A 22,825-nucleotide genomic window follows, 5' to 3' on the forward strand; every position below is an offset into this window, starting at 1 on the left:
GCAAGTTATGAAAAACGTTATCGGTGTAACGCGGCTGTATAGTCTAAAGTTAACCTTCAAGGATAGTCATTAGAACGTTGCGAACCGCTAGTCAACAATTCAGAGCGTTTATTCATATAGTAGATAAGGCTGACGTTGGGCTTTAAACTTCATAAGCCCAGCCTGCCAACTCTGCTTTATTTGCTCTGCGCTTTGACCTGCTTGAATCGCTTTACGCATCTGGTCAGTGCCTGCAAGTTTGTCCATAAAATCAGCTCGCTCAAACAACTCCATACCATCCTTGGCAAATTGTACTTGGGCTGAAATTAACCAATCTAAATCCAACCCTCTTTGTCGACTCTGACGTAAATCTACACCATTAAGTTTTTTGCCCTCGAGCTTAGGATGTAACGCACTGCCGGGACGAGATTCAGGGCTAAATTCGAATGAGCCCATCGCAATGTCATTGAAACCAAACGCTTGGAAAGGAAAATCGGTACCTCGGCCAACACTAATGGGGGTGGCTTCAAAAAAGCATAGACTAGGGTACAAACCTATCGCTTGATCGTTAGGTAAATTAGGACTCGGGGCGACAGGCAATGAATAGAACATATCCCGCTTATAATTGGCTAACGGTATAGTCACCAAATCAAGCGTCTGTGCTTGATTTATCCACTTTTCACCTTTGATCATACGGGCGAGTTCGGCCACTGTCATACCGTGTAAGACCGGTATGGGATGCATGCCTACAAATGAGCGAAACTCAGGCTCAAGGATCGGCCCGTCGATGAAGCGACCGTTCGGATTGGGTCGGTCCAATACCATAAAGCGGATACCGGCTTCAGCAGCTGCTTCCATCATATAATGCATGGAGCTAATGTAAGTATAAAAGCGCACACCTACATCCTGAATATCAAATACGATCACGTCTAGTTGTTGCAGCATTTCAAGAGGTGGCTTTTTAAATTTTCCGTAAATCGAGGTAATTGGGATCCCCGTTTTAGCATCTATCTCACTGTTAACATGGGCTCCGGCATCATGGTCACCGCGAAAACCGTGTTCAGGGGCAAATATTCGCGTGACGTTTATATTGTTCTCTAATAGATAATCGGCTAAGTGCGTCTGACCGACCATAGATGTCTGGTTTACTAGTAACCCTACGCGCTGACCTTTTAACTGAGCTAAGTAAGCGTCAGGGCGTTCGGCAGCAACTTTAATATCAGCACTAGCGAGGACCGCTTTATCAGACTGGCTAGCGCAGGCGCTTAACAATAACCCGAACGCAATAAAAAGTAATATCCTCATCATTTGTCTTTAGACACAGCATGGCGTAGATAGCCATTATGCTGGGTCAACTTCTCACGGGCCTGATCTACGCTGCTACTGGTGAGGATCATCAAAATCGCAACTTTTACTTCTTTATTGGCTTGAACCAGCGCTTCTGATGCGGTTTGCTCATCGCAATCCGTGGCCTGCATCACAATACGTATCGCTCTGGCATACAGCTTTTGGTTGCTAGCTTTTACGTCAACCATTAAATTTTGATAAGTTTTACCAATACGGATCATACTGGCCGTACTTAACATATTAAGAATAAGCTTCTGGGCGGTACCTGATTTCAAGCGGGTAGAGCCAGTCAGTACTTCAGGGCCTACCTGGGCGCAAATATCAATATCAGCTATCTGACCAATTAACGATTTGGCACTGCAGTTAAGGGCGATAGTCTTTGCCCCGCACTGCTTGGCATATTCAAGTCCGGCAGCTACGTAGGGTGTGCGACCACTAGCTGCAATACCCACTAACACGTCTTTTGAATTTAACCCTATCGCCTTCAAATCATCAACCGCCATTTCACGATTATCTTCAGCACCCTCAACTGCATGTGTCACCGCTTTTTCACCACCGGCAATAAGGCCGATTACCATGCCCTGTGGCACGCTAAAGGTCGGCATACATTCAACTGCATCCAGAATACCTAAACGCCCGCTGGTACCGGCGCCCATATAAATTAAGCGTCCATTGTGCGTAAAGCTTTCAACTATCGCATCGACTCCAAGCGCGATATTAGGCAACACAGCATTAACCGCTGCGGCAACTTTATAGTCTTCAAGATTAATTTTTTCTAAGATCGCCAATGTCGATAAGGTATCGATATTAAGCGTGTCATGATTGCGCCCCTCAGAGGCGATCGTGTTCAATTCACTGAGTAAATTTGCTTGCGTCATAGGGTTTTACTTACGCTTAGTTAGTCGCTGAAGGCGAAAACAATTGTTTCGCCAACAAACAAGCGCCATCTAAGGAATTACCCTTAGTTGGCATAATTAAATTACGATAAGTCGTACTGAGTAATTCATTACTCGGCTCAGCTAACCCGCCCATTAAGACTAAGGGTAAGTTACTTGAACCACAGGTTCGTTTAATCAATTTTTCGATCATGTTGGCGTGAGCGGTCAACACTTCTAACGCCACAATGCAGTCATCTTTTAAGGTAAATATATGCGGAGCAAGCGTTGCATAATCTGCAGGTTTAGCAATCGCTAACCACTGTAAAATAGATTGACGGCTGTAGCCAATTTGACTGGCTATGTACAAACTCAAAGTACTTTTTGCCACGCCATTATTATCCATTTCTAATAATAATTTTTGCACCGCAAGGTAGCCTAATTTGGCACCGCCACCTTCATCTCCAATACAAAAACCCCATCCGCCGATCATCTTTTCAGTGCCATCAAGATCCATACGCATACCAACTGATCCGGTGCCTAAAGCAACAACAGCAACGGGTTGACCTGCATTGGCACCGTACAATGATGTTTTAGCATCGGACACCACCTCTAGATAAGCAAAGTCAAAGGGCAAATCTTGTTCTAACTTTGCCACAAGTTGTCTGTCACCAGCGCCGGCGAGGCCAAAAACGCTCGAAACTTGCGGCGCCTTGCATCCAGCTTGGTCTAACAATTGTCCACAGGCATCAGTAATACTGGCTAAGGCTACTGAATAATCATTACTCAAGGATGCTGCGCCCACGCTCACCTGCCATTGCATAGACGTCGTTAAATTGACCAGACGAGCTACAGTCTTAGTGCCGCCTCCATCTAAACCAAGAATATATTCAATTGTATTATTCATATTTTCTGTCCCTGAAAAAGTGAGTTATCGCAGCCCTTAGCCGATAAACACACTAAGGTCGCAACCAACGTAGCAATGCACAATTGCCAAGTGAATCCGATAGGCACAATCCATTCTGGCGGTAAATACAGTGTCATCACGTATGGTTGAAATAATAGCGTAGTCATAAAGCCACAAATAAGCGCTGCTAATACTGTGGCGGGGCTACCCCGCTTAGTAAATATTGCAGTGAAATAAACCCCTAACAAGCCACTATATGAGAACACCATTACCCCTAATGCAAACTGTAGTAATGGCGTGTCTGTGTACTGTTGCCAGTAAAAACACAAACAAGCCATGGCGCCTAACGATGCTGCCACTAAGCCCATAGCGACTCGACCAGCTCCCACATAATGCATATCGCTGTGGCTTTTACCCTTACTTTTCTGCCACGGAGCGTAAATATCTTGTACCAATACCGAAGCCATAGAATTCAGCCCGGAATTAAGTGTTGATAACGCTGCAGCCACTATGCCAACAGTTACCAACGCCCGTACTCCAGATGGAATATGATTCAGTACGTAATACATAAAGATAGTCACGGGCTCACCTTCAAATGTAGGTAAAACCTCGCCTGTGACGCCACTGTGCATTAAATCTGGACGCTGATAATAAATATACAATAACAAGCCAATGACAATGAATAGCAGCATAATGGGGATGACCATGACGATGGAATAAAGCATAGCTTTACTGCCTTCTTTGGCATTTTTACATGTCAGTACTCGCTGCGTCATATCTTGATCTAAACCAAAAGCGGCAATATTCAACAACACAAATCCAGTAAATACCGACCATATGTTAAACACCCCACTGGGGCTGAAATCCCAGTCGAATTTGAATAACGCTAACTTCGATGCTTCCCCCGCGCCAGGATTATTCAACACATTGATAACAGCAGATAGATCGCTTGGTATGGCGGCGACTAAGCAGTAAATAACCGCTACAGCAGCACTGACATAAACACCACACTGGATCACGTCACTGTAAATCACCGTTTTAATGCCGCCGTAAACGGTATATAGCAGACCAGCGATAGTTAAAATGCAGGTCGCAGTGATCACATGGGACGCTTGAATATCGGCAAATAAAATCATTGAAACAGCGATAGCAGCCATATATAAACGAGCACCGCTGGCGAACACTCGACCACATAAGTACATCAAGCCGGCTTGTTTCTTAGCCTTCGGCCCAAAACGTACCTCAAGCAACTCATAGACGGTATACACATTGTATTGATAGAACTTAGGGATCAAAAATGCCGCGACAAAGAAAGCCGCTACAAAGGCCCCCAAATTAGTGGCTAGGTAGGATAAATCTCCCCGATAGCCTTGATCCGGTCCACCTAGAAATGTCGCCGCAGATTGCGAGGTAGCCAACACTGATATAGCAACCGCCCACACGGGCATGGTATTGCCACCACGGAAATAATCTTGACTGTTCGCCGAACGACGATTGAAAAACCAACCAGACCCCAGCAATAGCAACCCATATGCGGCAAACACCAACCAATCTAAGCCTGAATATTGTGCGCTCATGGACAATTACCGTATCCGCTTAATGTTATACAAACGGTCAACATAGCTATTTTTCACAGATAATCTAAGGGGTAACAATGGCGTAACAGATACCCCATTCAATGTTCCTTTATAAAGCCTTTTATTATCGTCGAAGTAAGCTAGTCCTTTTACATCATGAATAACAAATGGTTGCCCATCCTCTTCACCTAAATACAACATAACGTGGCCAGGAATATACAGCAGGTCGCCCACCTCTAGTTGTTCAATAGCGGCGAGTTTATCTGCCAATGGCGTAGTTTTAATAAAGTGAGTATCAATTCCGTAGGCTGTGCCCCCCTGATCACCGGAATTACGTGGCATCAGTATGCCGAACGAGCGATATATTTCTCCCACAAATCCGGTACAGTCACGGCCATTAAAATCATGTCCCCATCCATAACGTTCCCCTAAGAATTTGAATCCCTGACGTATCACATTGGCTTTGGTGAAAGGTAGATAGCCTAAATGGACGTCCTGACTGCGGCCGATCAAGGCTTTTTGTAAACTTAATTGTCCCTGTGTAGTTCGGGTAGGCAACCAAACCACATAGTTAGCATAAGGATTTTGCCCATACAACGCGTTTGGCACTTCATTTTGGGCCACTAAAGGCAGGCGTACACTCATGTCTAATTGCTGTTCAGATACCCCAGCTTGCTCAGGTACATATTGCGTGAATACTTTAGCCCCTGTAACCACAATAAAATCTGCCGCTTTAATAAATGTCTGTACTTGTTCCTTGCTGGCTAGGGCAACGTTCTCAACGCGTGTCCAGGCTAGATAATTAAACCCTTGCACCAACGCCCATTGGCTGTCTTGGCTGCGGGTTAAAATTGCGACTGCATCACCTGGAAATAACGCACTTTCTTGAAATCGGTCTAGATCTGCGTCCATACCTGAATTGAGCACGCGATCGTCAGTAGGAAAAGTGCGCATAGCGGCACGTTTGACGATAAGGCCGTACTCAATTTTATGCCCCTGCTCTGTGGGCGTAAATTGCATATTGTCTTGGTATGTTTTGTAATCTTCCGGCGTTAATTTTCGGCCATCAATATAATAACGAGCGCTTGTGGGAACCTTACTGATTAAATGAATTTTACCATTGAGCTGTTTGTCACTGAGCACCTCATGGGTTGACAAAGGATCGCTTATAAAACGGTTATGCTCAACCAATGCACGATTATGCGATGAAATTTGAGCGCCAGTCATCAGAACTTGCTCAGAGCCCTGCAGCTTTTCCAGCCAATGCTCAGCGTGTAATTGAGTCTGCGAAACATGCATGACGTCTGACCCCCACTTTTGTTGCTCAGCCCTGACAGGCGATATCGTAATGCTCAATGCGCTGATCATTAACAACGTCATTACTATTAAATTTTTCATAATGTTCTCCGTTTACGTCTCCGTTTACGCCTCCGTTTACGCTGCGCTTAGCCATGCTAATACTCGCCCTACAAGTAAACCGCCGCCGGTTCCTACGATGTAACCCAGTAATGCCATTAAGACGCCCACGGGTATCAATGCACGAGAATAAGCTGCTGCCAAAATGGGCGCCGATGCGACTCCACCGATGTTGGCTAAAGACGCGATACCGCAGGTGAAAAGATCCAATTTGAACACCTTCGCCACCAGCAACATCAAGACGCCGTGAATGAGCAAAATAAACAAACCTAACACGATATAAATTGGCGCTTGAGTGAGCTCGTTGAAATTTGCTCGAGAGGCAATCAGTCCAATGATCAGGTACAGCATCAATGAAGACAGTTCTTTACCGCCCCACATTTTACTAATAGGCGTCACCGCACAAATCACCCCTAAAATGGTGACCAACATGACAGTCCACGCCGTTTTAGTGAAAAACTCACTGACCGGCAATATGTCAGCAAGATTTTGACACGCGATGGATACCAACATGGCGCCAGATAATAAAATCAGCATCGAAGTGGTCTTGCTACCAGTATATTGCTCTTGCTTGTCGGCTAATTTAGCACTGACTTCTTCCAATGCCTTACCGTCCGCTTTAGTCCACTTATTAAAACGCCCCGCTAGCGGAACTAAGGCCAATAGAAACATAACCCATATGGCGTAATCGATTGAGTCAATTAATAGGGTATAGCCCATGCTTGAGTCTGGGACATTCAATGCCGCCTGCACTGCGGCCATATTGCCAGTTCCCCCCATCCAACTGCCACTGAGTGCAGCTAACGTTTTCCATGCATCTGGTGCCAAAAAGCCTTTGAATAAGGCAAAACCAATAATGAATGCAAACCCAATACTGAGCGCAGCAGCAAAAAAGGCCAATAGCATCTTGCTCCCTAAACGCTTGATTTGGCGCAAATCGGCATCCAGTAACATCAAAAAAATCATCGCTGGCAGGATATTTCCTTTTAACGACGAATAAGCTTGATTGATCTCGCTTGTTTTACTCCACAACCCTAATGTAGACAACAACATAACGGTAAAGTACAGCAGTACAATCGCCGGCAGATAATTGAATAATTTCCAGCGAGTTTTCTCTTCAACAAGCGCTAATGAACCTGCAATAAAAAGCAACACACTGACGTATGGAAAGGCGGTTGTAATCATAAACATTAAGGTTAGTTTGCAGTAGTCAAACAGTAACCAGTTGAGGAGTATTTGTAAATAACTATTATAAATTATAGAAAATTATAGAATAATTTATTATTCTGGTCTCATCGAACAAATAATCAACACACGGGAATTACATTGAATAGCTTCATGGCACAAGAGACCGCCCAAACACCCACAGTGATCCGTCAACAACTCATCAATAATGCTCAGTTGTGTCAGCAATTGGTCACTGAAATAAAAGCTAGAAAACCTCGTTACGTTTTAATGATAGGACGGGGCTCTTCTGATCATGCAGGGGTATTTGGCAAATACCTGCTAGAAATTGAACTAGGCATTCCTGTCATGGCATCTTCTCCTTCGGTGTTTGGTATCTATCACAAATCCGTGGATTATAAGGATGCACTCGTTATCGCTATTTCACAGTCAGGTCGCAGCCCAGATATCGTCAATCAAGTTAAATCAGCCCGGGCCAGCGGTGCAATGTGTGTGGCATTAGTGAATGACCAGCAATCTCCCCTAGCGCAAGTAGCCGACTGGGTATTGCCGATGAACGCGGGATTAGAACAGTCCGTTGCTGCCACTAAAAGTTACTTAGCCAGTTTAAGTGCCCTACTGCAGTTAGCTGCTTATTGGAATAACAATAGCGCGTTGCTTAGTAGCTTGAATTCATTACCAGAGGCGCTTAACCAGGTGTTAACTGAACCTGCACAGCTAACACCTGACACGCTGCGTAATATGCAGCACTGTGTCATGCTTGGGCGTGGTTTTGGTTATGCTATTAGTCGCGAGATGGCATTGAAGCTCAAAGAAGTGCTCGCCATTCACTGTGAAGCTTTTAGTAGCGCGGAGTTTATGCATGGTCCTTCTGCTATGCTCGCGAATCACATCCAAGTAATTGATGTTCAAGTTGAAGATGAATCTGCCTCGGTGCATAGTAGTCAAATACAAACTTTCGCCCAACAAGGTGGACGTGTAGTAGCGCTTTCGCATCCACAACTCACAGTGCATCCTCGCTGCTTACCTTTATTGGTGGTATTGCGTTTTTACGTAGATGTTGAGCGTATTGCCCAAGCCTACGGACGCGATCCCGACCGGCCCCAAGGCCTTAAAAAGGTAACCGAGACCCATTAATATGCAACTTAAATGTGAGCGCCTACTCTCAGCGAAAAGCTGGTTATATAACCAAGTATTGAGCATAGAACACAATAAAATTCTCAGCATCCGTCCGGCTAACGAAAATGATACCCATCTGCCTCTTTATCGCGGCTCATTGGTGCCGGGGTTTATAGATGTGCAAGTTAACGGCGGCGGCGGAGTATTGTTTAACCAGCAACCCAGTGTTGCTGCATTGACACAGATGAGTCAGGCGCATCTGAGGTTTGGTAGCACAGGTTTGATGCCAACTTTGATAACCGACGAATTACCCGTAATGCGCCAAGCCGCCCAAGCGATTGCTGATGCAGTTAGTCAAAAAACAGCCGGTATATTAGGTGTTCATTTTGAGGGGCCACATTTAAGTAAACCTAAGAAAGGTGTGCATGACGCTGCTTTTATTCGCCCCCTGAGCGACGATGAGCTCGCGCTTTATCTGCGCAAAGATTTGGGTAAAGTCATTGTCACTGTCGCCCCAGAAAATGTTGCTCCTGATATCATTACGCTAATGTCTGAAAACGGCATAAAAGTGTGTTTAGGACACTCTAATGCCGACGCAGATACGGTACTAAAGGCCATTGAAGCCGGTGCTGACGGTTTCACCCATTTATTTAATGCCATGTCGGCAATGCAATCTCGTGCACCGGGTATGGTAGGCGTAGCACTTAATACACCTAAAACCTATGCAGGACTCATTCTAGATCATTATCACATTGACCCCATTTGCAGTGAAATAGCAATAAAAATCAAAGGTATCGATAAAATAATGCTGGTCACCGACGCCATGGGCTTAATCGGCACAGATGATGATAGCTTTGTGTTTGGCGAGCAGAAAATCACCCGTATAGGTAACAAGTTAACAACGGATAATGGCACCTTAGCGGGCTCTCACTTAGACATGTTAAGTGCGGTAAAGCATGCGGTAAACGACTTAATGCTGCCCCTTGAAGATGCCATCGCAATGGCCAGCACAACGCCTGCAAATTATTTGGGCTTACGGGCCAGTCACGGTGATATTGCTGTGGGCCAACAAGCTGACTTGGTATTGCTCGACGACGATTTAAATATCACAGCGCTTTGGCAGTCAGGACAATCAATAATAATAACGTAAGGGACAACCCTATGACACACGCTACATCTGCACCGCGCGCGAGCTTTATGCCTATGTGCATTATCGCGTTACTGTTTTTTATATTCGGCTTTGTCACTTGGCTTAACGGTGCGCTTATCCCCTTTTTACAAGTCGTATGCCAACTGAGTGATCCGCAAGCTTTGATGATTGCTTCGTGCTTTTACTTTGCTTACGTAGTGATGGCGCTTCCCATGGCGATGATCTTAGAAAAAGTCGGTTATCAGTATTCTATGGTATTAGGGCTAAGCATCATCGCTCTTGGCTTATTAGGGTTTATTCCTGCAGCGTTATTACAAGAATTTTGGATATTTTTATTGGCCCAGTTTGTTATTGGTAGCGGCTTAACAATACTGCAAACCGCAGCTAATCCTTACGTTGTCAATGTAGGACCAACCAGCAGTGCAGCGGCAAGAATTGCGATAATGGGACTACTCAATAAAGGGGCAGGAATACTCGCGCCCGTATTGTTTACTGCTTGGGTATTAGGCGGATTTAGCGATATTAATCTCACATTGATTAACGAAATGCCCGCGCAACAGCAGCAACTACAAATTGAAAGTATGGCTCATCAGTTGATCACACCTTATGTGGGTATGGCGATTGCTTTACTAATCTTAGCTAGCGGACTATCACGCATCAGCCTACCCGATTTAGCCTTATTAGCATCCACTGAAAATAACGAGGTTTATGCTGGGCAAGCGAACAAACGATACATGAGCAAAAGCACAATTTGGCAGTTCCCTCAACTCGTACTAGGGGCAGTCGCCTTGTTTTTTTATGTAGGTGTCGAGGTTATCGCTGGAGATACTATCGGTTTATATGGCGCTAGCATTGGTGTGGCTAACGCCACCACGTTAACCTCTTATACCATGGGCTTTATGGTCCTTGGTTATATACTTGGCTTGATCTGTATTCCGCGATTTGTGTCTCAGGCTAATGCGCTACGTTTGAGTGCAATAATAGGATTGATAATCTCTATATCATTACTACTTTCATCCAACGAGCAAAGCCAAATATCACAACTATTATGGGGTTGGACGGGTATAGCAACGTTACCCAATAGTGTGACGCTGATCGCTTTGCTCGGTTTAGCCAATGCAATGGTTTGGCCTACTCTGTGGCCATTGGCGCTAGCGGAACTGGGACGCTTTACCGCCAAGGGCTCCGCAATCCTTATTATGGGTATTGCTGGGGGAGCTTTAATGCCGTTGATATATGGTCACCTAGCGCAATCGAGCAGCAACCAGCAAGCTTATTGGATATTGCTACCTGGCTACTTAATCATCGGTTTTTACGCATTTTATGGGCACACTATGCGCAGTTGGCGTACAACCCAGCAACGCTGATCGTCAACGCAAAGCATAGTCATAAAGGGGTAACCGCGGTGGCTATATTACCGCGGGTTCATCTAACGTCAGTTTTTGATTGGTGGCATCAAGTGTCGCCATTGCACCAATGGGCACAGTTGCCATATCTTCAATATGACCAATCATCACACCACTGAGCACAGGTACTCCTAAATCACCTAAACGATCGTTTAACACGTGTTCTACGCTAAACGATGGGCCACTACCTACCTCACAATCCGTGCATTTACCGAAAACTAGACCCGCGATTTTATCCAAACGGCCGGCTATTTTAAGATGCGTTAGCATACCGTCTATTCTATATGGTGCTTCCTCCACATCCTCGAGGAACAGGATTTTATCAGTGAAATCAGGTTCGTATGGACTACCTACCAATTTCACCATCAGAGATAGGTTACCACCGATCAATACTCCTGAAGCTTTTCCCTTGTTCACGGTAGTTAAGCGATTCTCTAATTCAGCTTGCCCTTCAACAATTTCAAAAGGCGGGGGGGCGGCTAACACCGAATGCGACTTGGGATCAAACAGCACTTTTTTAAACTGTGCTAAGGTGTAGTCAGTAAAGCTCTGTTTGGCAATAGGTCCATGAAACGTCATAATTTGACTACGGGCATAAATTGCATTTAGGAGAGCAGTGACGTCACTGTAACCGAGGAAAACCTTAGGGTTATTACGAATAAGCTCATAATCAAGATAAGGTAGAATGCGTGGCGACCCATAACCACCGCGCAAACAGAAAATAGCATCGACACTGTTGTCACCAAACATAGCGTTTACGTCACTTGCTCTGTCTTGATCGCTACCCGCTAAATAAGCGGTGCGCGTAAATAGGTGTTCTGCGGATTTTACCTTAAAACCAAAAGAACGAATGATGTCCATGGCGAAGTAGATTTCCTGATCTTCCCAAGTGTTGCTGCTAGGCGCAATTAAGCCTATGGTTTGGCCGGCCTGTAAACGCTTAGGTTTGAGTATTCCCCGGGGTGTAGCCGCAGACGGATTGGCATTAGCTAATACAGAAGGCAACAATGCCGCCGCTAAAGTTGAAGAAATAAACGCTTTGATTAACGAACGACGATCTAACATGTAATCTCTCTCTTTTTTGTTTAATTTAGCAAATAACCGCGCTTGCAAAAAGAAATTTTTATTACAGAATATTGATGAAAAATGAATAATATAATCACTGCTCCCTATTTACAGTACGTGGATATAATGTAAATACTACAAAGTGACTTGCCACTGTTACCTATTCCCTTAAAAAGGAATGTAGAAAAAATTACGCTAACGTAAATTCAAAATAGACGATATATCAATAAGTTATCTAGCAAATTATAACTTGGCATCTTAGCTGCTTGTATCAATCGATTTTTACGCAAAAGCATAACTAAAAAAAATGGGGAAAAAAATCATGAGCGTATCTGAGTTACGCCCTAATCGAGAATTCGAGTCACAAACGCAACTATTAACAGCAGGTACTTCGGTGGCAAACAGTGAACTGCGCAAGCAAACTCTAATGGTAGTAGATGATTACCGAAGTAACTTACAGGCCATGAATGCCTTATTTGAGTTTCAGTACCAAGTGGTTATGTTTGATAACGCCAAGGAGGCGCTAGCCTTTGCGCAAGTAGGCTCAGTAGATTTAATTCTATTAGATTTAGATATGCCTGATATGCATGGTTACGATGCTTGCACCGAGTTAAAGTCAAACCCGTTAACAGCGCATATTCCGGTGATATTCGTTACCGCATCAGACAGTAGCGACGATGAAGCACGTGGCCTACTGCTTGGTGCGGTAGATTACATCACTAAACCAGTTAATCTAACCATCTTGCGGGCACGCGTGCGCAATCATATGGAACTGGTGTATTACCGTAAACAACTGGAAATTTTATCCAGCGTAGACGGCTTGACTGGCGTGGCTAATCGTCGTCAATTGGATACTATGTTACTCCAGAATTTTGCCTCAACGGTCCGCTTTGGCCACTCGATGACACTAATGATGATCGATATCGATGACTTTAAACCTTACAATGATTTGTATGGCCATATGCAGGGAGACGACTGTTTAAAGCGTGTTGCAAAGGCTCTACAATCTGTGCGCCGCAGGGAAACAGACTTCGTTGGACGTTATGGTGGAGAGGAATTCGCCATGGTGTTACCAGATACCGACTTAGAAGGTGGCCTAGTTGTGGCCAACAAACTATTACAAGCGGTAAGAGTGCTAAATATTGAACACCAAGGCGCCAGTTCTACAGATAGAGTCACTATCAGTATAGGCCTAACTTTATTTGAAGCTAAAGGCGACCAATCTACCCATCATTCGATTGAAGAACTTATTGAGTTAGCGGATAAGCAATTATATATCGCAAAACGTAGCGGCAAAAACAAAGTGAGCTATGCTCAACCAACACAACTACCAATACAGCCGAAGGCCGATAACGAGCATGAATAACAAAGAGGCAGATCTTATACGTAAGCATATTCATGATGTACGTAACCCGTTAAACAGCATTGCACTACACGCTGAGTTAGGGAATATGCTACTTGAAGGCCAAACCAGCAATGACAAACTAATAAACGCTTTCACTGTTATTTTACAGCAGTGCCGAGAATGTGACAGAGTACTGGGTGAAATACGTAAATTAGCAAATTTGGAAACACCATAACGTGATGCATATTAGCAATATGCCGTTATGGTGTATTTACTTTTTAGAGTGACTGTTAAGACCCTTACGCTATAGCACTAGCTTCTTTACGACTAGCAAAATACTCATCGTAGGTGCCTTGAAAATTAATCACTTCTTGATCTTTAATTTCAATCACTCGAGTCGCCAAAGAGGAAACAAACTCCCTGTCGTGACTAACGAAAATTAACGTACCGTCGAATTTCTTAAGCGCCTTGTTCAAGGCTTCAATCGCTTCCATATCCATGTGATTGGTAGGTTCGTCCATAATCAAAATATTGATATCTGACATCATCAACTTACCAAATATCAAACGGTTTTTCTCTCCACCTGAACATACATTGACTTTTTTATTAAAATCATCGGCGGTGAACAATAAACGCCCTAACATGCCACGTACGGCTAAATCATCATGTTTTGGTGTGCGCCATTGTGACATCCAATCGAACAATGTCATATCAACCGCAAAGTCAGCAGAGCTGTCTTGAGGGCAATAACCGACAACCGCATTTTCAGACCATTTTATTCTACCTTCGTTAACGCTTAATTCGTCCATCAAGCAACGTAGTAAAGTGGTTTTACCTACACCATTTTCACCGGTTATCGCTAAGCGAGCACCTGCTTCAAGAATAAGTTCACCGCCACTGAATAACGTTTGGCCATCAAAGCCATGACCTAAGTTTTCTAGAATCAGTGCCTGGCGATGTAATTTACGGTGCTGCTTTAACGTAATGGTAGGAGTTCGGCGGCTAGACGATTTTACTTCATCAAGCTGAATTTTTTCTAGGCGCTTAGCACGTGAACTGGCTTGTTTCGCCTTCGATGCGTTTGCAGAGAAGCGAGCCACAAAGCCTTGTAAGTCTTCCATTTCGGCGCTTTTCTTAGCATTACTGGTCAATAATTGCTCTTGGATCAATGACGATGCTTCCATAAAGGCTTCATAATTTCCAGGATAAACACGCAGCTCGCCATAATCGATATCTGCCATATGCGTACAGACTGAATTTAAGAAATGACGGTCATGAGAGATAATGATCATCGTGCATTTTCGTTGGTTTAGCACATCGGCTAACCAAGAAATGGTATAAATGTCCAAGTTGTTGGTTGGCTCATCTAATAGCAATATATCTGGATTGGAGAATAATGCTTGGGCAAGCAGTACCCGTAGTTTGCGGCCCGGCGCGACTTGACTCATCAAGCCATAATGATAACTTTCGTCAATACCGGCCTCGAGCAAAATATCTCCCGCTCTCGATTCAGCCGTGTAGCCATCCATTTCCGCAAACTCAGTTTCAAGCTGTGCGACTAACATGCCATCTTCTTCCGACATTTCAGGTTTAGCGTAAATCGCATCACGCTGCTGCTTAATCTTCCACAGCGCCATATCCCCCATAATGACCGCATCCACAACTGAGTATTGTTCAAACGCAAATTGGTTTTGGCTTAAAATACCCAGTTTGTCACCCGGTGTGATTGATACGTTACCAGATGAAGGTTGTAATTCACCGCTTAAAATCTTCATAAATGTCGATTTTCCGCAGCCGTTTGCACCGATTAGGCCATAACGATTTCCGTGACCAAATTTGGCCGAAATGTTTTCAAATAAAGGCTCAGCGCCAAACTGCATGGTGATGTTTGCGGTAGATATCAAAAGAAAATTCCTAGGGATGGTGTCAGTAATTCAAGTAAAGAGGGAGTCACGCTAACGCTATATATGGTTAGCGGGGCGCACTATAAAGAAACACGAGGGATAAGTCGAGGTAAGTTGCCTATTTTATCAACAAAGGCACCGCCAATAATGCTAAAAACGTTAACCCTATTGGCCGGTTTGAGTATTACTTTGCTTAAAAGTGCGCAGTGAATTAAGCAGAGAATTTGGACAACTGAACACTTAAGTCTTTTGTTTTGCCTGATAACAAATTAGCCTCGTGATCTATTGCAGCAATCATCGACAATTCATCTTGCTTGATTAATTTCAAACGGGTTGCTGAGTCTTGGATCGCTTCACTATTATGTGCCTGCTGCTCGCAAGAGTGTGCCATAACATTAACGGCTTCGGTGACCTGAAAAATATTAGTCTGAACTTGGGTCATCAACTCCCTGGCCGTCTGTGTTCTCGCGTTCGTTGTACCACTTAGGGCTAAACAATCAGCCACCGAGTCGCTAGAAAGCTTGGACGAAGACAAAAGATTGACAATAATAGTGTTGATTTCCTCGGTACTTACTTTTGTGCGAGAAGCCAGTGTTCTTACTTCATCAGCAACAACGGCGAAACCTCTTCCATGCTCACCTGCTCTAGCGGCTTCAATCGCTGCGTTTAAAGCAAGTAAATTAGTCTGGTCCGCGATAGATTTAATGGTATCGAGTACTTGTGAAATGTTTTGGCAGTTCTCGGCTAATTTTCTAACATTATCATTGGTTTCACTGAGCTTGGTGCCTAAATTTGTCACATCCTCTTTGGCTCTTTCGACTGTTTGCTCTGCCTCGCGAGCATTTTTTTGCGCTTTATCAGACTCAATTTTTACCGTTTGAGTGTCTTCATTCATAGTACGCGATGATTGGGCTAATTCAGCGGACGAGGTATCTATATGCTTAACTTCAGCCATACTTCTTTGTTTAGTTTTGTGAAGCTCGGCGCTATTGCTGCTGGTAATTCTTGACGTGCTATCAATTTGTTCTGCAGCGCTGCGCATATCAACGATTAAGTTATCAAACATGCCGAGCAAACTGTTAAACGCGACTATCGATTTTGTATCTAAGGCGTCATTGGCTCTGATCTTTAAATTAATTGCCGCCTTATCACGCATAATCAGGTCGATACTATCGGTAATAGCCATTGCGGACATTGAATCAATTCGATTACGTTTGGCCATTTTGGCCAACATTACGGCCTGCACTAAAGCATAAATAGCGTGCACAATAATCAAGTAGAACAGCAGGCCACCGTCTGCCAATACATAAACGGGCATACCTTGGGATTGCATGGCAAAAAAAGCTAAATGGTGTACAACGACCACGGCGATGGCTGTTATATAAAGCTGCCAGTTTCGATAAAATGCTAAAAATGAAAGTAGCACAAAAATACCGAAATGCATTTCGACTAAGCCATGCATTTGATGGATATGCAGGGCACTGAATAACATTAGGCCAATCGCGACCACGTGCTGGGTTAATATCGATTGAGGGCGCATATAAATAAACGTTAAACATATAGCCGTAGTCGACCCACCAAACAGGAACGCTTCTACCCACGTCTGATTAACACTGGCTAACCCTAGGCTAATCACAGCTAATACAATCAACGTAAATTGCATATTTTTATTCGCATTACTTACCCAAGAATAACTAGGATTTGACATGATTTTCTCCACAGAATTACACCGTCCTTACGTCGATATATTGATCAAGTTTAATGCTCGTCAATTGGCTTTATTTATTTTTCGCTTACTAATGACGCTTATTATCTCTAAATAATTAATTTATTTTCAATGCAAAAATTACTCCGAAATATTGTTTGGACAGTAGCAACCATAACCTTCACTGACCACGGCACTACCGAGGTGAGTATTAAGCAAAATATTATCTAGAAACCGATCAACAATCGCTGAACTAGTCGAACAAAAATATCCTGATGAATAGGGCCCAAAATAGGCCAATTCTCCCTGTTTATCAAAAACCATGATGGCCGGTAATGAAGGCAAAATAATATCAGCAGGCAAACTACTGGCGGACACGTGTCGCGACTGATAAGTAAATTTATCTAGTTTATAGTCTATTCGGTCTGCATGAATATTATTCGAAAAGTTACAGCTACAGCCTTCTTGCTGGATATGAAAAACTGTCTTTGTCAGTGCCGGATACTGTTTACTCATACTAACCACAATGTCCTGTGAATATTCTGAGGCCATGGCCGCTGAGGCAAACGTCTGTTGTGGATCGAAGTCTCTCTGACTCTGCATACTTAAGTATGCAAGACCACCAATGGTTAGCCCCACCCACCCAGTTAACCCTATAGCAACAAGCACGCCTTTAAACGAACTTGACTGCATAACCATGCTCTCCCCCTTGGCGTATGTGCTTCGCCAGAGCCTAAAATGTGTAAATTAATTAAAAATTGGAATATATTTCACATAACCAGTTTACTAATTATAGTGCTGTTATTAATTGAGAGTGCCCATGAAGCTAACGCTTTTGATAAAACTTTCTTTCAGCGGCTAAGAAATAACTTAACCGCTGGGTACTCATACTAGGTATCGGACATAAAGGTTTAAAGCTTAATAATTAAACCTTGTTGGGGGGGTATTTTTCCAGCGCAGACTTGCTCATAGATTTGATCTAGCTCTTTGAGTCCCTTGAGTTCTTTAACCTCTAACCAATCCCGACATTTCATCGCTGTATCAGATAAAAAGCGCGAGGTACGTTGTTCAAACCCTGCCGGTCCCCAATCTTGTAGTCGTTTTTGAATATGCCCTGGCGCAAAGAAAAACTCGCTGCGTGGGGATTCTTTTGCACTTTCCGCTGAAAATTCATCCCAGTGCGTCAGCCCTACATTGATACAATATTTAAGGTTATCGCCCAAATGTTTACTCAGCTTATCTAAAATTTCTGCGCTGCCAGACATATCGACAATTACGGTAGGTAATGCCCCATCAATATCACACAATTGATTGTAATTAACCACTCGGTCGTACACATTAACGCGTTCGACAAATGACGTATTAGCGCTTGACGTTAACCCCACGCTGCAGGGCGCTTTATCATCTGCATCGAGCGCATAGCCCAAACCTAAACTGGTCTTACTCGACGCACTGATGATCACAACTTGTTTCGCATCAAACCAATTATTATCCTGCAACCGATCCCATAAACAAAAAGAAGTTATATGCAATGGAAATAACAGCATGCGCTCTTTGTCGAAATTAGGGTTGTAGCCCTCTTCGTTGTTTACTCGCTTATAATTGTTATATCCTGGGGGTAATTTCGCCCGATGCGCCGAGCCATCAACCAAGCGTTGAGATGAGATATTAGTAGGCGTCATCACCAACTGATCAGCGGGAGGGAAATAACCAAATAGTCGCTCTCCGACTTCAACATCCGTAACCTTCGATTGCGTCACTTGGGCGAAGCCCCAAACCGGGATAATGCCCCATTGTTTTTCGTCATTATCGGCTGGCGGGAAAAACTGCCAATAACCTAATCTGTCTCCCATCATGCCGTAAGTAATATTATTTGCAGTAAACGAGAAGCTTTCTACCCTTAGCAATATTTGCCCATCAGCCAGTTCTTTAATCGGGCTCGATTCAACCAACCTATGCGCCAATAGTGCTTGCTGTTTGACCTGAAATTCACTCATATTAAGCTCCTTGCGCAGCGTCGGCTGCTAAATATTGCTGCAACTTGCCCATAGCAGGCATAGCGTTCTCACGCAGGCGATTCAAAATCATCATTTTCTCCATGTCAGTTTTATCAACGCTACGCACCAATTTACTGAATCCGTCTAATCGATTATTCAACAACCATTTTTTAAGTGCCTCATCTTGAGACCAAATATGTTGATTACGCATAAATGCTGCGGTTAAGCGCACCCAATCCATAACGCTATTTGGTAAAGGCACGACACCACAAATATGATTTTTGGTTTTTTCATCGGGATAGGCTGCCTCAATATGGGCAATAAAAGCTGAACTAAAAGCCGGTTGATATGAACGTACGGTTTGCGGCGTAATAACATTGCCAGCAAATATGGGTTTCACCGTTAAGTTGGTTATAGCACTGGCTGAACAATCAACATGAATATGCTCTGGACTGGTTTTTATTTCACCTTGCTCAAGCTGAATATTGTTATGACCAACATGGGTCACCCGCCCCATTCGAACCATATTTTTAATTCTTTGTAGCTGAGTCAGCTCCATTTTACTGACCGTAGCGCCGTGAAACATTTTTGGCCATACGTTACTATCTAACCGCAAAAACACCCCTGCTTTCTCTAAGCGTTCAAACATATCGTCTACCGAAGTAGATTGCGCAATGGCTTCCATTTGCCCGGCCTGAGCACCAATCGCATCATTAAAAAATTCCATTGTTGGTTGGGTATTCTGACGATCTATAAACCATGCATCTCTTGGCATAATCCATTGAATTTCGTCTGGGTCAACTTTATTTTCTAGTAGCCATAGCACCGCATCGATGCCTGTTTTACCGCCACCAATGATAATGAAACCAGCAGGTTTTTTAGTGACTTTCACTAAATCATTGATAGGTATAAACTGGGCGCTTGTATCAATAGTGAAGCTTGGTTTATGGGTACTAGGCACTGACGTTTTAAGATACGTCGCATCTACAACTTTGTTCTTTATCGTGACTTGATGCTCATCACCATTTAGCACAGAAATAAACTTACCATCACCCTTATAGTCACACATAGGGAAGTAACTTACGCGTCCAGATGTTAAAAAACGCTCACGCATAATATTATCAAAATATGCACTGACTTCTGCACCGCTGGCTAATTCATTTAAGCCTTTATTTAACCCTACTTGATCAATGCAACCTTTGCTCAATTCGGTAGAACTGACCCCATAAAACGCAGATGGTTGATGTAATGTGACAAAAGGATATGCCACATTCCAGTGACCACCAGGCTTGTGATATTTGTCCACAATTATAATATTGGCGTCAGTTTCACTCAGTAATACATCGGCAAAAGCCATACCGACGGCGCCAGCACCAACAATTAAATAATCAGTTTCATGGGTTATAGTTGTCATTCTTATTCCTGTGTCTCACGGGTTAATTTCGTTTGCACACGGGTCTAAGCGCGGGTGCAATATTTTTTCGGGTATAGCCATAGACAAAATATCAATTGTACATAACACTGTTATATTAAATAATAACAGTGTTATGTATGTCAAGAGAATGTTAATTGAATATTACCAAACGTAAAATATTGAGCGCGGCATCTGAGTTATTTTTAGCCGGTGGTATTGCGGCCTTGAGTGTACGCTCTATTGCAAAAGAAGCAGGCGTATCGACGATAGGCATTTACAGTCATTTTAATGGCAAAGAAGGAATTTTGGATGAGTTATACATTCAAGGGTTTGAGCTGGTTATGCAGGCCATTCAATTCGAGCAAGAAAAACTAACAGCAAAGCAAATTGTACTTAGAGCCATAAAGGGTTACTTTGCCATGGCCGAAGCCCATGAAGGTCACTACCGATTGATTTTTGGGGAAAGCGACAGCCGTTACGCCCCCTCTGATGAAGCCAAAGCAGTGGCAGAAACTGCGTTTGGTACGCTGATTAAAGTTACAGCCTTACTATTGCCCCAAGACGCCAACTTGGCTTTAAAGCAAAAAAATGCGTTAGAAATATGGGCTTTTTTGCATGGTTATGTCAGTTTGAAACACCATGCTGTTGCCAGTGTATTCCAAACACCCAACTGGTACTCATTGGCTGAAGAAGCACTGGCAATGCACATTGATGCCATTCTCGCTAAGTATGCAGTGCAAAGCTAGCATGAGTAGCAAGTCACTCTAATGGCATAAAAAAAGCGCTATATTAGCGCTTATTAATTATTACAATACGTTAATCTTGCATATAACCTGGTGGTAACTCTTTGAACACTGCCACGCCTGAATCAATAGCCGCTTGTGCAACCGCGGTAGCAACGCGTTTTAACAAACGCGGGTCCATAGGTTTTGGAATAATGTACTCGCGGCCAAATGCTAGGCTAGTCAAATTACTCGCCAAAAGTACCTCTTGAGGAACGGGCTCCTTGGTAATACTTCGAATAGCTTCTACGGCCGCTATCTTCATCTCATCATTAATTTCCGACGCTCTAACATCAAGCGCACCACGGAAAATAAAAGGGAAACACAATACGTTGTTCACCTGATTGGGGTAATCAGAACGTCCCGTTGCCATAATAACATCATCACGTACAGCATGGGCTAACTCAGGCTTGATCTCTGGGTCTGGGTTTGAGCAGGCAAAAATAACAGGGTTAGCTGCCATTAACTTCAGCGCTTCTGGGGGTAATACATCTGGCCCAGATACACCTACAAAAACATCAGCGCCATCGAGCGCATCTTCGAGTGTGCGCTTATCGGTATTATTTGCGAATAACTTTTTATGCGGTGTAAGATTATCTCGACGTGTATGAATAACACCTTTGGTATCAAGCATATAAATACGCTCGCGTTTCGCGCCGCACTTAATCAACAACTCCATACAGGCAATAGCAGCTGCACCAGCTCCCATGCACACAATCGTCACATCAGTTAGCTCTTTTCCCTGCACTTCTAACGCATTGAGCATGCCAGCAGCGGTCACAATCGCGGTGCCGTGTTGGTCGTCATGTAACACTGGAACCTTACAACGCCTGATCAATTCTTGCTCAATTTCAAAGCACTCAGGAGCTTTGATATCTTCTAAATTAATACCACCGAATGTATCGGCTATATTTGCTACCGTATTGATAAAATCTTCAGTTGTCGTGTGATTCACTTCGATATCAATAGAATCTATGCCTGCAAACCGCTTAAACAACAGCGCCTTACCTTCCATAACTGGTTTTGAGGCCAATGGGCCTAAGTTTCCTAGGCCAAGAATAGCGGTACCGTTTGTGATAACCGCCACTAAATTACCCTTGGCGGTATACTTATAAGCTGCATTTGGATCAGCAGCAATTTCTCGAACCGGTTCAGCCACACCGGGGCTATATGCTAACGCTAAATCGGTAACGGTTTCTGCTGGCTTGGTTAACTGAATCGCTATTTTTCCTGGTACAGGTTTGGCATGATAATCAAGTGCTTGTTGACGAAAATCAGACATCTTAGTCTAGATCCTTAAATGTAGGGTTGAATCAGAGTAGTTTTCAGTTTCCGCTTTATTATGTTCCTAGTTTCGGGTCATCGAAACTATTTGTCCGAACACAGTATTATTATCATGGCGAAAATCCGCTAAACATCCACTTATCGGGTATCACTACCCGATAAATTCAACTACATCATAATTTACCTAAGATAGCCAAAGCTAATAACCGTTATGAATGATGAATAATGTTTGTCTCAAAGAATGGATAGGAATTAAGGTTGATAGATTCCAGACACAAAAAAAGGCGCTAAATGAAGTGACCCCCAATAGTTGGACATTCCAATTACTGGGGGTCTTTTTATGTCCAAACATCATAGAGTATTTAAGT

At 43.6% G+C, this 22,825-nt stretch carries 19 protein-coding genes; 6 read left to right on the forward strand and 13 right to left on the reverse strand.

Translation table 11 applies throughout. The features are described from left to right. Positions 1 to 108: 108 nt before the first annotated feature. Genes GQS54_RS08275 through GQS54_RS08300 form a run of 6 tightly spaced genes read right to left on the reverse strand, consistent with a single transcriptional unit; the run spans position 109 to position 7,292 of the window. Positions 109 to 1,284 (reverse strand): DUF1343 domain-containing protein, encoded by a 1,176-nt coding sequence (locus GQS54_RS08275; RefSeq protein ID WP_166423517.1) that lies wholly within the window; start codon positions 1,282 to 1,284, stop codon positions 109 to 111. Then, the gene (gene murQ / locus GQS54_RS08280; RefSeq protein WP_166423518.1) at positions 1,284 to 2,204 is read right to left on the reverse strand and encodes an N-acetylmuramic acid 6-phosphate etherase; all 921 of its coding nucleotides are present in this window, start codon (positions 2,202 to 2,204) and stop codon (positions 1,284 to 1,286) included. The genes GQS54_RS08275 and murQ overlap by 1 nt, the downstream gene beginning before the upstream one ends. Positions 2,205 to 2,220: 16 nt before the next feature. Further along, entirely contained in the window at positions 2,221 to 3,108 is an 888-nt protein-coding gene (locus GQS54_RS08285; RefSeq protein ID WP_166423519.1) for a BadF/BadG/BcrA/BcrD ATPase family protein, read from the reverse strand. Continuing rightward, complete coding sequence (locus tag GQS54_RS08290; RefSeq protein ID WP_166423520.1) at positions 3,105 to 4,685, reverse strand: sodium:solute symporter; 1,581 nt, start codon at positions 4,683 to 4,685, stop codon at positions 3,105 to 3,107. The genes GQS54_RS08285 and GQS54_RS08290 overlap by 4 nt, the downstream gene beginning before the upstream one ends. 6 nt (positions 4,686 to 4,691) lie before the next feature. Further along, complete coding sequence (locus tag GQS54_RS08295) at positions 4,692 to 6,083, reverse strand: SH3 domain-containing protein (RefSeq protein WP_166423521.1); 1,392 nt, start codon at positions 6,081 to 6,083, stop codon at positions 4,692 to 4,694. A gap of 36 nt (positions 6,084 to 6,119) precedes the next feature. Then, positions 6,120 to 7,292 (reverse strand): DUF819 family protein, encoded by a 1,173-nt coding sequence (locus tag GQS54_RS08300; protein ID WP_240919864.1) that lies wholly within the window; start codon positions 7,290 to 7,292, stop codon positions 6,120 to 6,122. Between the two features lie 147 nt (positions 7,293 to 7,439). On the opposite strand from GQS54_RS08300, the gene GQS54_RS08305 reads away from it, so the two are divergent. From GQS54_RS08305 to gluP, 3 genes are read left to right on the forward strand one after another with little or no spacing between them, the layout of a single operon-like run. Then, a complete protein-coding gene (locus tag GQS54_RS08305) occupies positions 7,440 to 8,423 on the forward strand; it encodes an SIS domain-containing protein (protein WP_166423522.1) in 984 nt (327 codons plus the stop codon). A gap of 1 nt (position 8,424) precedes the next feature. Continuing rightward, entirely contained in the window at positions 8,425 to 9,555 is a 1,131-nt protein-coding gene (nagA, locus tag GQS54_RS08310; protein ID WP_166423523.1) for an N-acetylglucosamine-6-phosphate deacetylase, read from the forward strand. Between the two features lie 11 nt (positions 9,556 to 9,566). Further along, positions 9,567 to 10,922 carry a glucose/galactose MFS transporter gene (gluP, locus tag GQS54_RS08315; protein WP_166423524.1) on the forward strand — a complete coding sequence of 452 codons (1,356 nt, stop codon included), beginning with the start codon at positions 9,567 to 9,569 and terminating at the stop codon, positions 10,920 to 10,922. 42 nt (positions 10,923 to 10,964) lie between these two features. On the opposite strand, the gene GQS54_RS08320 is transcribed toward gluP, so the two are convergent. Then, on the reverse strand, positions 10,965 to 12,026 hold the full coding sequence (locus GQS54_RS08320) for an LD-carboxypeptidase (RefSeq protein WP_166423525.1): 1,062 nt from the start codon (positions 12,024 to 12,026) through the stop codon (positions 10,965 to 10,967). Between the two features lie 322 nt (positions 12,027 to 12,348). Here GQS54_RS08320 and GQS54_RS08325 point away from each other — a divergent pair, with 322 nt between their 5' ends. Both GQS54_RS08325 and GQS54_RS08330 read left to right on the forward strand, forming a co-directional pair. Next, a complete protein-coding gene (locus GQS54_RS08325) occupies positions 12,349 to 13,392 on the forward strand; it encodes a diguanylate cyclase (RefSeq protein WP_166423526.1) in 1,044 nt (347 codons plus the stop codon). Then, the gene (locus GQS54_RS08330; RefSeq protein WP_166423527.1) at positions 13,385 to 13,606 is read left to right on the forward strand and encodes a histidine kinase dimerization/phospho-acceptor domain-containing protein; all 222 of its coding nucleotides are present in this window, start codon (positions 13,385 to 13,387) and stop codon (positions 13,604 to 13,606) included. Before GQS54_RS08325 ends, GQS54_RS08330 begins: the two co-directional genes overlap by 8 nt. Before the next feature lie 64 nt (positions 13,607 to 13,670). On the opposite strand, the gene GQS54_RS08335 is transcribed toward GQS54_RS08330, so the two are convergent. From GQS54_RS08335 to GQS54_RS08355, 5 genes are all read right to left on the reverse strand, one after another. Beyond that, positions 13,671 to 15,275: an ABC-F family ATPase gene (locus tag GQS54_RS08335; RefSeq protein WP_166423528.1), complete on the reverse strand. Its 1,605-nt coding sequence runs from the start codon at positions 15,273 to 15,275 to the stop codon at positions 13,671 to 13,673. Between the two features lie 211 nt (positions 15,276 to 15,486). Next, positions 15,487 to 16,983 (reverse strand): methyl-accepting chemotaxis protein, encoded by a 1,497-nt coding sequence (locus GQS54_RS08340; protein WP_166423529.1) that lies wholly within the window; start codon positions 16,981 to 16,983, stop codon positions 15,487 to 15,489. Between the two features lie 138 nt (positions 16,984 to 17,121). Beyond that, on the reverse strand, positions 17,122 to 17,673 hold the full coding sequence (locus tag GQS54_RS08345) for a DUF6436 domain-containing protein (protein WP_166423550.1): 552 nt from the start codon (positions 17,671 to 17,673) through the stop codon (positions 17,122 to 17,124). 218 nt (positions 17,674 to 17,891) lie between these two features. Next, positions 17,892 to 18,977, reverse strand: a complete 1,086-nt coding sequence (locus GQS54_RS08350) for a DUF2855 family protein (RefSeq protein ID WP_166423530.1) — start codon at positions 18,975 to 18,977, stop codon at positions 17,892 to 17,894. Between the two features lies 1 nt (position 18,978). Continuing rightward, positions 18,979 to 20,391, reverse strand: a complete 1,413-nt coding sequence (locus tag GQS54_RS08355) for an NAD(P)/FAD-dependent oxidoreductase (protein WP_166423531.1) — start codon at positions 20,389 to 20,391, stop codon at positions 18,979 to 18,981. Between the two features lie 155 nt (positions 20,392 to 20,546). Between GQS54_RS08355 and GQS54_RS08360 the strand changes: the two genes are divergently transcribed. Continuing rightward, positions 20,547 to 21,137 carry a TetR/AcrR family transcriptional regulator gene (locus tag GQS54_RS08360; RefSeq protein ID WP_166423532.1) on the forward strand — a complete coding sequence of 197 codons (591 nt, stop codon included), beginning with the start codon at positions 20,547 to 20,549 and terminating at the stop codon, positions 21,135 to 21,137. 70 nt (positions 21,138 to 21,207) lie between these two features. On the opposite strand, the gene GQS54_RS08365 is transcribed toward GQS54_RS08360, so the two are convergent. Beyond that, positions 21,208 to 22,455 (reverse strand): malic enzyme-like NAD(P)-binding protein, encoded by a 1,248-nt coding sequence (locus tag GQS54_RS08365; protein ID WP_166423533.1) that lies wholly within the window; start codon positions 22,453 to 22,455, stop codon positions 21,208 to 21,210. Positions 22,456 to 22,825: the final 370 nt, after the last annotated feature.

The organism is Paraglaciecola sp. 20A4 (assembly GCF_011378905.1).
GTDB lineage: Bacteria > Pseudomonadota > Gammaproteobacteria > Enterobacterales > Alteromonadaceae > Paraglaciecola.